Below are 12,271 nucleotides of genomic sequence, written 5' to 3'. Positions count from 1 at the left end.
GATGGATTTAGCGTCTTCGATCATTTGCAACTTTTACAGCAGCGCATTCAATTGCAATATGGTGTACAGGCGAGTCAAGAATCTTTGGAGGAGCACTTATTCCAGTGCTATTTGATAGCCATTCCACAAGTCGTTGATACATGCTTTGATTGGCGCATATGTCTTGATGAATTGAATATCATTACACAAGAAGACTTTCTTCCATTAATAGAGGCGATTGGAGCTGAGCCCCTTCCTGTTCCTCGAATCTGGGATCTGGAGGACCCGCCCTTAGATCAATTCTGGAATACAATTCCCGGTCCATATTTTATTCAGTATGAATTTGTCGATGGTGGTAATGGGGAAGTAGATTTAGTGATTTCTTTCCGGGGATATGGCTATCCGAGGGAACCAATGTCTTCCTATACAATAGATTATGAGGATGATCATCAATTTATGGAAACATTCGGATTCCATTATGATCCTGGAATGTCACAGAATGATTTGAATAAAATATTGAACCTTCTAAACAATGAAAAAGGTGTAGTAGAATGGATTCAGATTATGGAATTGACATGGCATGGTGGCTGCTTGGAATATCCTATTGGCGAAGGAGTCATCATGGTAAATAATGAAGAGGTGTACTTTACAGTTGAAAGCGATTGCTTCTTCGATTATTGCTTTCCCGATGAAGTGCCTCGTAACTTTCGAGATGTCGGGTGAAGAATTCACGGATTCCGGGATAGGTAAGCTCGGCGATCACGTCGAACAATTCCTCGTCCTTAAATGCTCTTTCGGCTCCGTATCGCTGTTGAAGGTCTTTGATCAGCTCTTGAATACCATAGCTTCCATCGCTCCACTCAAGGCGTTCCAAGTCCAGGCACATTCCAATAAGCGCACCCTTTTGATATACGTTGCCATATTCACTTTCGTAAACGTCCAAGCAATGAGCACTCATCGTCGTAAAAGGGATCTTGTCGTCGTAATGGTTGGTGCTTTCTAACATTTTTTCTTGCATGGTAGCGAGAAACTCTTCGGGGGTAATAAGGCCCGCCTTTACCTGCATGTGATGCGCTGAGTACTCAGTAACTCCTTCGTAAAGCCAAAGGTGCTCGGACATCTGTGGATCGATCCGGTTGTAATTGTGGATCTCTTCGGAGTGAATGGTCAAAGGGGTTACGATATGAAAGAACTCATGCGCAGTAATATTTCTCAATTCCTGTCCGATGATCGAATCGGGCAGTTCGGGTAAGCTAAATACCGTTGAATAGCTCTGTTCCAAAGCTCCGATTCCGCCCGAGTTCGTTGGACCTTCCCACAGGTAGATCAGTTGAGCATATCGATCGACAGGCAGTTCTCCTCCAAGGTATTCAGCAGCGGCACTAAACAAGTCTTCGTTTCGGTTCATCACCTCTTTGGCCGACAATTGCTTGTTCGGTGAATAGACCATGACTTCGATGCGCGCATTGGCCACCTGTACCGAGGCTGTGTCCGGGGCTGAATACATGATGGGGGAATCGTGCATGGTGAAGTAGTCGCGAGCCGTGAAGCGGTCCAGTTTTGGACTGCGTTCCAAGACATCGAGTGCTGTAACGCCATAAAGATGGCCTGGATGCGCCACATTGATATCGTAGATTTGGTCTTCCATGCCTTTCAAATAGCCGATCATGGCAAAGAGGTTGAGCACGAAATTGGTATCGGCCTGAAAATTGGATCCGCCCGGCTCAAAAACCGTTTTTCCTACTTCGCCGTCAAATGTATCGTCGATGTAGTACTCGATGGTTCCGAGCGTTTGGGCCTTTTTGATGTTCCAACGGTTGTCGTCGATCTTGTTGATCGGCAGCTTGTTTCCGGCGGTGTCGTAAGCAACGAGGTCGCTTACAAAACGGCCAAAGTCGCTTACGTTGTAGGTGCCCGGTACGATCTTGGGCATTTGGAACTCGATCTCGTCGGCACTTACGGTTGGAGTAGAAAGGTGGACAAAGAGTCGGTCGTTCAATACCTCGCCGATATTGAGGGTGACCGAGTACTTGGATTCACCGGTTGAGGAACCAATCGCGCCGTAGGCGCCGAGAGTCAAGAAGCAAAGGAGTAGGAAAGTCGCTGATCTATTCATAACGAAGTGCATTGACCGGATTGGCCCGAGCTGCGCGCAGGCTGTGATAGCCAACGGTTGCAAAGGCCAGCGCGAAGGCGAATCCGGCTGAGATTAGGAGTATAAAAATTGAGAGTTCGATTCGATAGGCGAAATCTTGCAGCCAGTGCTGGAGGGCGACGTAGGCTACGGGCAGACTAATGATAACCGCTATGCCGACCAAGAGCATGAAGTCCCTGGAAATGAGGCGAATGATTTGGGTGACGGAAGCACCGAGGATCTTGCGGATGCCAATCTCTTTGATTCGTTGCTCGATGGTGAATGACGATAGGGCAAAGAGTCCGAGTGCGGCGATGAAGATGCTGATAAAGCTGAAGTAGCCGAATACGGTGAGCATTCGTTCTTCACTTCGATAAAGCGCATCGAATTCATCGTCTACGAACTGATAGTCGAATGGGTAACCGCCGCTCATGCCATCCCAGGTTCGTTCCACCGCGGCCATGGCGGCCGGCAAATCGTCTCCGTTGAGTTTTACGGCCAGCAGATTGCTATTTCCGGGGTTGAATCGGAACACCATCGGCTCAATAGGGTTGTGGAGCGATTGAAAGTGAAAATCCTCTACCACTCCAACCACGCGGCCGTCGTAGGCGGCTGAATCGTTAGCTAAGAGCCCCCATTGCATCCGTTTACCGAGTGCTTCGTCGTGCCACCCAAATCGTTCGGCGGCCGTTTCGTTGATGATGAAGGCTTGATTAGCGTCGGTTCCACCATCGCGCCGAAAGTTTCGCCCACTTAGCAAGTCGATTCTGTAAGTTTCTAAAAAATGCTCATCGATCGTCATGAATTTTATGCCGCGCTCTTTGAGTGCTCCGTCCTGTTCAATTCTAAAAAGTAGCTCGCCAACCGTACGGCCGGGGAAGTTGGTTGAGAGCGTGGCGTATTCGACCTGTGGCAGCTGTTCGAGCTCGGTGCGTAAAGAGGCACCTCGGTTTCGAACGGCCGTATCTCCGGGCATTTCGAGAACCAGGACCTGATCGCCTTCGAAACCAAGGTTTCGGTTTCGCATGTAGTCCATCTGTTGAAAGACTACGATCATCAGGAGAGAGAAAACGAATTGGACGACCACGAGTGTTTTTCTCAGCGCGCCAATTCGACCAAAGCTTGGCAGGTGCCCTTTGAGCACGCGAACCGGATCGAAGCGCGAAAGAACGAATGCCGGATAGGAGCCGCTCAGCAGTCCCACGGTAAGCCACAGGAGCAGGATAGAGAGTAATAGCTCACCGCGGAACAAGCTGCTGAACGAAAAATCTTTTCCGCTTAGACTGTTGAAAGTGGGGATCATCACCTCCACGAGTGCGAGTCCGACCAAGGAGGCCAGAAAAGCGACCAGCATACTTTCACCGAGAAATTGTCGGCGAATCTCTTTTTTATCGCCCCCGAGGGTTTTTCTGATGCCAACTTCCTTAGCTCTTTTGCCACTCTGAGCTAGAGAGAGATTAACGAAATTGATGCTGGCGATGATCACGATGAAGAGACCGACCACCCCAAAAATGTAGAGGTAGCTCAAATTACCCTTTGGATGGTCGTATTCGGCCGCAGTGTAAAAGTGTAATCCTTCGAGCGGTTTCAAGTCGTAAAAAGCGTCCTGTTCAAGGCCGTTCGACTCCTGAAACGGAACAATATATCGTTCTTTGAAATCGGCCATGATTCGGTCGATCTCGTGTTGCTCGATGGGTTGATGCGTCAGCAGATAGGTGTAGCTGATAAGCCAATACCAATCGCCGCTGGCCTGTTGAATGGATTGCTGTGGCCACGTGTTCAGCGATACCAATGCGTGGTAGTACATTTCAGTTTGAAGCGGTGGGTCTTCGGTAACTCCGGTTACCGTATAAACACTATTGTTCAGCCGGACCGTGGTGTCGAGTACCTCGTACGTACCGAACACCTTCTCGGCCATGGTGCGGGAGAGCACGACCGAATTGGGCTCGATCAATGCCGAGGCCGGGTCGCCTAAGATGAAGTCGAATGAGAAGATATCGAAAAAGGAAGAGTCGGCAAACCAGATATGCTCCTCCGTATAGATTCGGTCCTCTACGCGAACGGTGACTTCGTTGCCGGCCGAAACGATGCGCGAAAAAGTTTCGAACTCGGGGTAATCGCTCACCAATGTTGGCCCGAGTGCCATTGGACTCACCCCGGCATGGAGGACTTCGGTCATTTCGAGGTCGATATACCCTCTATAGATCCGTTCCTTTTTGACATGCATGTCTTCGTAACTGAGTTCATCGGTGATATAGAGCGCAATGAGCACCGCACAAGAAATACCCAAGCCCAATCCAAGGATGCTTACTCCCGCATATATGCGATTTCGAGTAAGTGAACGGACGGTAGTTTTAAAGTAATTTCTCCACATGATCTTACTCGTATTTCAAGGCCTTAACGGGGTCTAACCTATCAGGCCCGCAGGGCCTGAGAAACAATAGTTAGCAAGGCCACGGCAATGACAAAGGGCAAAAGGGTAAGATCGATGCGATACACGAATTCGCTTAACCACTGGCTCATATAGTAATATGAAATCGGAATAGCGATGATGTTCGCGATCAGCAACATCAACCAGAATTCTTTGCTCAAGACCACGAGTATTTCCATTACATTGGCCCCGAGCACTTTACGCACACCCGGTTCTTTGGTCTTTTGCTGTACGGTGTAGGCCGTTAAACCCAATAGCCCTAGGCAAGCGATAAGAATGGCCAACCAATTGAAGCTCGAAAGTACTTGGGCGAACTGCTCATCGTCGGTAAAAAGTTGATGGAACTCTTCATCGAAGAATTGATATTCAAATGGGTCTGATGGATTTACGGAATTCCATACCTCCCCGATCGCCGTTATAGTTTCCGAGGCCTGGTCTCCTTCGGGTTTCACGGCCACGGTTCCGCCCGCATTGGGCAGCGGTACCATCATGAGCGGCTCAATGGGGTAGCGCAATCCTACATAATGGAAGTTCTTGATCACCCCAACCACCGTGCGATCGCCATTTCCCATATTGATGGTCTTACCAACTGGGTCGTCCCAACCAATGGCTTCTACGGCTGCTTCATTGATCACTATGGCTTCCCGGGCATCCGTACTGTGTTCCCGGTCGAAGAATCTTCCGTCCACGAGATCCAGCCCAAGTACATTGGCGAATTCATATCCAACTCCGGTAATGCTGAATATACAGGTTTCTTCGCCGGTATATCCTTCCGGAGTAATGGAGGTTCTTCCATATCCCGTACCTGGCAGGGCATTCGTAAACGCCACTCCCCGTACGTTCTCGAGCTTGACCAATTCATCGCGCAGCGTTCCTGCATTTTGATAGGCGTCTCGCGAATTGAGGTTGAGGGTCAGGACATAGTCTTTGTCAAAACCCATGTCTTTTTCGTTCATGTAAACCACCTGCTGTCGAACGACGAGCATTCCGATGATGACCATAACCGAAACGGTGAACTGAAGTGTAACTAATATTCGTCGCAACCATTTACCCGAGGACAACGATCTAACATTTCCTTTGAGCGTGTGAACCGGGTCAAAGCGAGAAAGGACGAAAGCCGGGTAAAGGCCACTCAGTATTCCCAAACCCAGAATCAGAATAAGGCTATAGACCCAAAGTTGTTTGTGGGCGGCAAAGTAATTCACGAACCCAGTTGGAACGCTAATGCCGACGTATTTCCCGAACAGCTCGAGAATCGCCAAGGCCACCATGAATCCAAAGAATACGAGCAAGGTCGACTCGAGCAAGAATTGAACGACCGGTTGACCGCGTTGAGCACCGAGTACTTTGCGTACACCGATCTCACGCGCACGTTTTCCGCTGCGCGCCGTGCTGAGGTTCATGAAGTTGAAGGCTGCGATGAGCAGTAAGAATATCGCGACGAGCAAGAGATTGCGAATTTGACCAAAGTCGGTCTTTCGCGTATTGTGATTATCGAACAGTAGCTCTGTTGAATGCATGTGCGTTTTCAAGAGCGGTTGCATCGTGAGATCGAAGTTATCGCCTTCTGCACCGTAGTCGTTCTCACGGCCGATTTCCTTGAGATCTTCGAGCACACGCTCCCATTCCGATGCTTCCTGGAGTCGTATATATGTCGGTGCGGCAATGGACTGCCAGGTGGTGAGAAACTGCGCTGTATTCGTATCTATCGCCTCGGGTACTAAGCTCACCACCATATCGAAGTCGAGGTGGCTGTTGATAGGCGGATCTTTGAATACCCCTTGAATTTGGACCGGTTCGGCCGTGTGCGCGGCTTGAATTTGTTTTCCGACCGGGTCGTCATTGGGAAAGAGCTTCTCGGCAAGGGACGTTGAGACCAGAACCGTGTTGGGTTCTCTCAAAACAGATGATGAATTTCCCTGGGTCAGCGAAAAGTTGAAGAACTCAAAGAAATTGCTGTCGACAAAAGCAAAATTCTCGGCAAAGATCGACCTGTCGTCGTCGGTAGGAAGTAGATTTTGACCTTGTTGGATAAAACGTACCCGGGCCTCCACTCCGGTAACGCCGTTATAGGCGGCCGGACCAGCAGCCGGGGTGGTAATACCGACCGCGGAAGAACTCACCCCCAAGACGCGATCGATCGGCAATACCCGAAAAACGCGATCGGCACCCGGGTGAAAGCGATCGAAACTGTAGTGGTACCCGGCGTAGATAAAGATCGCCAGAGCTGCGGCCAAACCAATAGCTAAACCGAAGATGTTGATACTCGTAAAGCCAAGCTCTTTCCACAGGTGCCGAAAGGCCAATTTGATTCTACTCCCCAACATCACAAGATCTCTTCGGCGGTCTTCCCACTGTTTTCCGCGATCACCTCACCATCGAGCAAGCGAATGATGCGAGAAGCATAACCGGCATCGTGGGGCGAGTGCGTTACCATGACGATGGTGGTTCCGGCTTGACGGAGTTCGCTAAGCAAGTCCATGACTTCGTTACCATGGGCTGAGTCGAGATTTCCGGTAGGCTCATCGGCCAAAATGATCTTTGGATAGGCGATCAAAGCACGAGCCACGGCAACCCGCTGTTGTTGTCCGCCCGAAAGCTGCTGAGGGTAATGTTTGGCGCGGTGGCCAATACCCATTCGATCCATCATTCGATCAACGCGCTCTTTACGTTCTGCGGCCGGAGTCTTCAAATAGATCAATGGAAGTTCGATATTCTCGAACACGCTCAGTTCATCGATCAGGTTAAAGCTCTGAAACACGAATCCGATGTTATTCTTACGCACATTCGAACGCTGGCGCTCTCCAAGCTTGGTCATCTCCTGACCGTTAAAGGTGTAGGTCCCGGCATCGGGCGTATCGAGCAGTCCAAGCACGTTCAAAAAGGTCGATTTACCGCACCCGGATGGTCCCATGATGGCCACGAATTCGCCTTCTTCAATACCAACATTGATGGAGTTCAAGGCCGTCGTCTCGATCTCGTCGGTCCGATAGGTCTTCTTAAGGTTTTTGATGTCGATCAACATATTTCTAGTTCTTAGTTTTGAGTTCTTAGTTCTTAGTTCGTCAGGAGTGTAGAGTCTAAAGCATAAAGCTCTGGCTTGTGACTCTATACCTTAGACTTTTAGCTCTAAACCTTTTACTTCGCAACGCGAAACACCCTTGCCCAAGCCAACATCCTTTGCGCAGCAAAACAAACTCGCCGAAGGCGAATTTTTCTGTGCCTGCGGCACGATGCGCAACTCCCCCACCGCTTACTACTTGAACTCGAGGCGTTCAGCCTCTCCGTAGTTAGCATATGAGCTCGTCACAATTTGCTCACCCGGTTCCAAGCCGCTCAACACTTCGATATAGTCGGTATTTTGGCGACCCAGTTCCACATCGCGCCGCGAGGCGCTACTTTCATTATCCGGTACGAACACCCAATGACCGCCGGTGCTCCGGTAAAAACCACCGCGTTCCACCATGATGGCTTCTGTTTCGGTGCTTAGCGATAGGCGAATTTGCAGGGTTTGGCCGCGCCGGATACCTGAAGGCATGGAGTCGGGGAAGTTCATTTCGACCTGGAATTGTCCGTTCGAGACTTGCGGTAATACCTTGATTACCACGAGGTCGTGAGTTCGACCGCCAAAGGGGAAGGTACAGGTTTGACCCACGCGCACCCGGTTCAGGTAGTACTCGTCGATATTACACCGCACTAGGAATCCGTCAGTAACATCCACCTGACCCAAAGATTCACCCCGCTGTTTGGTTTCGCCGAGGTAATGATTAAAACCGGTCAGCTGTCCGTCGATCGGGGCCTTGATGGTCAGATTCTCCAAATTTTGACGAATGGCCTCTAGGTTGCGCTCCATGAGTTCGATACTCTGGTCTATGCGGAGCAATTGAGATTCCTGGATAGCCTCTTCCCTATCGATGTTCTGTTTTGTGAACGCCCTTTTTTGTCTGAGGTACTCACTATTGTTCAACGCAGCCTGAAACTGATTGTCGGCAATTACCTCGTCTTTATACAGGGTGCTGTCCATCCGAAACTGACGTTCGGCCACTTTTAACTGGTAGTCGATGTCGATCAACTGATCGTTGAGAGAGCGCTTGTTTTGCTCGATCGTTAGGCGAGTCGTTCGCAGATTGTTGATTTGCTCTATGATCTGCGTTTCGCGATTCATAAAGTCGAGCATCAAATTCGCGTTACTCAGGCGCATTAGCGGAGTGCCCCGTGTTACCATAGAACCGTCTTCAACGAATATCTCCTCCACATTACCACCCTCCGAAGCTGTGATGAAGATCGTTTTGAGGGGCTCTACATTTCCGCTGATCGGAATATTATCGAAGAACATACCCCTTTCAACGGTCGCAATGGAGGTCCTGTCGCGGTCTATACTAAGTGTTCTGTCATTGGTGCTGATGAATAGAAGGTAGACCAACAACAAGACCCCCGATGCGATACCGATGAAAAGTAAGATCCGCTTAAGCGGCCATTTTTTCTTTTGTATGACTCTATCCATGAGTGCTTTTTTCCTGTGAGCCAAAAGGCAAGTGCCGTGCCATGAAAAATCGTGCTCTGATTTTCAGCCGGTTACAATTTTTAACGCCCGTTTAACGCTTTTCGATTGTTCGTTTTCGTACACTTGACTGTTCAAATAAGGACACCACATGAAGAAAATCCCTGCTGAGGCCTTAATCGTCGACGACGATCCGGACGTATTAACATCATTGAAATTGTTCTTAAAGCAGCATCTGGAAACGGTGCATTGCGAGCAAGATTCGAGCCGATTGAACGAGTACCTGAACTCGGGTTCGGTCGATTTGATTTTACTCGACATGAACTTCAGATCGGGAGAAGATGACGGACGCGAAGGTATGTACTGGCTTCAACGCATCATGGAGGTACGGCCGAATAGCGTGGTGATCCTCATGACCGCCTACGGAGAGGTAGAGTTGGCCGTAAAGGCGATAAAACTCGGGGCATTCGACTTCATTTTGAAGCCGTTCAAGAACGAAAAGCTGCTGGCCACGCTTCAGGCGGGGTTACGACTGAGTCGCACTCAAAAGGAAGTGGATCAGCTCAAAACGGTGAGTCAAGTCCTGAGCGAAGACAACACATCGGGCCGGGAAGCATTTCTGGGTGATTCCCTGCCCATGAAAAAGGTGTTCGATACTATTGAAAAAGTGGCAAAAACAGATGCCAATGTGTTGATCCTCGGAGAAAACGGAACGGGTAAAGAAATGGCGGCAAAAGCGGTGCATCGGGCATCGGACCGACACGACCAACCGTTTATTTCAGTCGACCCGGGGTCCTTGAACGAGAATCTATTCGAGAGTGAACTCTTTGGTCATGTGAAAGGGGCCTTTACCGATGCCAAGGAGAATAAAGTGGGCCGATTCGAACTGGCGCATGGCGGAACACTTTTTCTCGATGAGATCGGCAACCTTGCCCCGCCACTTCAGGCCAAGTTATTGAGCGCGTTGCAAAATCGTGAGGTAACGCGCATAGGAAGCTCTAAAAAGATAAAGGTCAATATCCGCTTGGTTTCGGCCACCAATATGCCTTTGTATGAAATGGCCGGGATGGATGAATTTCGGCAAGACCTGCTCTATCGCATCAATACGGTAGAGGTGCGCATACCCGCTTTGCGCGAACGTTTGAGCGATCTCCCGCTGTTGGTCGATCATTTTCTCGAAAGGTTTTCCAAAAGGTACCACAAACCAAAACCCGAGCTGAGCAAGGAAGCCTGGGATAAGCTTAAGTCGTACTCCTGGCCGGGCAATGTGCGCGAATTGCAGCACACACTGGAAAGAGTGCTCATTTTACACGAAGGGCAGCGGCTCGAGACCCGCGACTTTCAGCTGACCAACAGAGCGGCAGATACCTCTGAAGACGAGGTGCTGAACCTCATGGCCATGGAGGGAAGACTCATAGAGCGCGCCTTGGAAAAACACCAAGGCAACATAAGTAAGGCCGCACAAGAATTGGGCATTACCCGTGCCGCATTATATCGTAGATTAGACAAGCATGACCTTCAATAAGCATTACCTGGGTATCGTTTTCCGGATCGTTCTGCTCATGGCAGCGAGCTGGGGAGCTGTATACTTCTATACGGTTCGGGGTTTATACATGACCTCGATCATTCTACTGGTGGTGGTCGCTTTTCAGTTATTCGAACTTTTTCGCCTCATTCGACGCACCAATCGAGAACTCACGAGATTGTTCGAAAGCATAAAGAGTAACGATTTCAGTTTGCATTTTAGCGAAAAAAACGAAGGGGGTGGATTTCAAGAGCTACACAGCTCTTTGAACACCTTGATTGATGCCTACAAAAAAGTCAAGGTTCAAAAAGAACAACACTACCAACAACTCGCCCAGGTGGTGGAATACCTGAATTCCGGGGTTATTAGTTTCGATGACAACGGCGACATTCACCTAATGAATACTGCAGCTCGAGACATTCTGGGAATTCCTGCATTAAAGGACTGGAATATGATATCGGGCCGCAGGCCCCAGTGGGCCAAATCAATTGAAGAAGCCCCGTACAACGAGCAGAGAGCCATTGAATTCGATTCGCCGTCGATGCCCGGCCCGCAACTCATCTACAAGGGCAAGATTCGACTCGGTGATAGCGAGCATACGATCGTGAGTTTCCAGGGGATCAAAGACGAGATCGAGTGCCAAGAGATGCAGGCCTATCACAAGCTGATTCGCATTCTCACACACGAGATCATGAATTCAGTTACGCCCATCTCCTCGCTGAGCGAAACGCTAAACGCCATTCTGCGCGACCCCGAAACGGGTCAGCCCAAGCACCTGAACGACCTCGATGAAGAGCAACTCGAGGATGTTACACAAGGGTTAAAAACCATTTCCGGACGTTCTGAAGGGCTCTTGCATTTTGTGGAAGACTACCGAAAGCTAACGCGCATTCCGCGTCCCGAACCCGAATTCATAGAACTGGAAAGCTGGTGGAATGAGCTCCTCCCCATTCTCGAAGAGCTGTGCCAGAAAAAGGGTATCGACCTGCGGTCGGATGTGATATCCAGACGTAAATCGGCCTATTTCGATCGCCATCTGATGGAACAGGTTACGATCAACTTGGTCAAGAATGCTCGGGAGGCACTCGAAGGACAAGAAAACGGAGCCATAGCCATCAAACTCGAAGCCCACGGTGATCAGTGGACCATGTTGGTCGAAGATAACGGCCTAGGAATTCCCGAGGATAAAAGAGGTCAGATCTTCATCCCCTTTTACTCGACCAAGGAAAACGGAAGCGGAATCGGCCTGTCACTGAGCAAGAGCATCGTGCAATCGCACCGCGGAAAACTGACCTTCAGTCCGTTGGCTATAGGCACCCGCTTCACATTGCAACTCCCCCTTCAACCGAGGTTCTAAAATCGGGAAAATTCGTTTCTTTTTTATCCTTGTATTTCTTCTAAATCAACGTATTCTTAACGTTAAGAGTTAGTGTGCTTTTTACGATAAACACAAGTAAAAAACACGTAAAAACATCTTTTTATTCTGTTTTTCAATGGTTTACGAAATTATTCATGCATAATTGAATTTTTTCTTGGATATATTTGTTTGTATCCTATTTATGCCTGCAATTGCACCGCATTTCAGAGATAGTAGCCAAGGATCAGGTCTTTTTTATGGGGAGCAGCAGGATCAGGCGAATACTTTTTGGAGTCTATAGAGGAACAGTTTCGTATCGCTAACTCCTTTGAGCGAGGCTCTGA

8 protein-coding genes are annotated in these 12,271 nt (G+C 49.2%); 3 read left to right on the top strand and 5 right to left on the bottom strand.

The window, feature by feature from the left end; genetic code table 11:
- Nucleotides 1–702: hypothetical protein (locus tag J4F31_10620; GenBank protein MCE2497011.1), on the top strand; the 702-nt coding region annotated here is incomplete at its 5' end.
- Here the strand turns inward: J4F31_10620 and J4F31_10615 are convergent.
- From J4F31_10615 to J4F31_10595, 5 genes are all read right to left on the bottom strand, one after another.
- Nucleotides 626–2,095, bottom strand: coding sequence for a peptidase M61 (locus tag J4F31_10615; GenBank protein MCE2497010.1), 1,470 nt, complete (start codon nt 2,093–2,095; stop codon nt 626–628). The genes J4F31_10620 and J4F31_10615 overlap by 77 nt on opposite strands.
- Nucleotides 2,088–4,487 (bottom strand): ABC transporter permease, encoded by a 2,400-nt coding sequence (locus J4F31_10610; GenBank protein ID MCE2497009.1) that lies wholly within the window; start codon nt 4,485–4,487, stop codon nt 2,088–2,090. Before J4F31_10610 ends, J4F31_10615 begins: the two co-directional genes overlap by 8 nt.
- Before the next feature lie 41 nt (nt 4,488–4,528).
- Complete coding sequence (locus J4F31_10605) at nt 4,529–6,871, bottom strand: ABC transporter permease (GenBank protein MCE2497008.1); 2,343 nt, start codon at nt 6,869–6,871, stop codon at nt 4,529–4,531.
- Nucleotides 6,871–7,566 carry an ABC transporter ATP-binding protein gene (locus J4F31_10600; protein ID MCE2497007.1) on the bottom strand — a complete coding sequence of 232 codons (696 nt, stop codon included), beginning with the start codon at nt 7,564–7,566 and terminating at the stop codon, nt 6,871–6,873. Before J4F31_10600 ends, J4F31_10605 begins: the two co-directional genes overlap by 1 nt.
- Before the next feature lie 234 nt (nt 7,567–7,800).
- Nucleotides 7,801–9,048, bottom strand: a complete 1,248-nt coding sequence (locus J4F31_10595; protein MCE2497006.1) for an efflux RND transporter periplasmic adaptor subunit — start codon at nt 9,046–9,048, stop codon at nt 7,801–7,803.
- 148 nt (nt 9,049–9,196) lie between these two features.
- Here J4F31_10595 and J4F31_10590 point away from each other — a divergent pair, with 148 nt between their 5' ends.
- A complete protein-coding gene (locus J4F31_10590; GenBank protein MCE2497005.1) occupies nt 9,197–10,570 on the top strand; it encodes a sigma-54-dependent Fis family transcriptional regulator in 1,374 nt (457 codons plus the stop codon).
- Entirely contained in the window at nt 10,557–11,927 is a 1,371-nt protein-coding gene (locus J4F31_10585) for a hypothetical protein (GenBank protein ID MCE2497004.1), read from the top strand. The genes J4F31_10590 and J4F31_10585 overlap by 14 nt, the downstream gene beginning before the upstream one ends.
- Nucleotides 11,928–12,271 lie beyond the last annotated feature (344 nt).

The sequence above is a fragment of the Flavobacteriales bacterium genome (assembly GCA_021296215.1).
Classification (GTDB): Bacteria; Bacteroidota; Bacteroidia; order Flavobacteriales; family ECT2AJA-044; genus ECT2AJA-044.
The sequence above is the reverse complement of the archived record's forward strand: the minus strand, read 5'-3'. Positions and strand labels throughout refer to the sequence as shown.

What these genes read in the sequence shown, in the direction of transcription:
- J4F31_10595 (MCE2497006.1), bottom strand. Translation starts at nt 9,048, where the DNA reads ATGGATAGAGTCATACAAAAGAAAAAATGGCCGCTTAAGCGGATCTTA.
- J4F31_10610 (MCE2497009.1), bottom strand. Translation starts at nt 4,487, where the DNA reads ATGTGGAGAAATTACTTTAAAACTACCGTCCGTTCACTTACTCGAAAT.
- J4F31_10585 (MCE2497004.1), top strand. Translation starts at nt 10,557, where the DNA reads ATGACCTTCAATAAGCATTACCTGGGTATCGTTTTCCGGATCGTTCTG.
- J4F31_10605 (MCE2497008.1), bottom strand. Translation starts at nt 6,871, where the DNA reads ATGTTGGGGAGTAGAATCAAATTGGCCTTTCGGCACCTGTGGAAAGAG.
- J4F31_10590 (MCE2497005.1), top strand. Translation starts at nt 9,197, where the DNA reads ATGAAGAAAATCCCTGCTGAGGCCTTAATCGTCGACGACGATCCGGAC.
- J4F31_10615 (MCE2497010.1), bottom strand. Translation starts at nt 2,095, where the DNA reads ATGAATAGATCAGCGACTTTCCTACTCCTTTGCTTCTTGACTCTCGGC.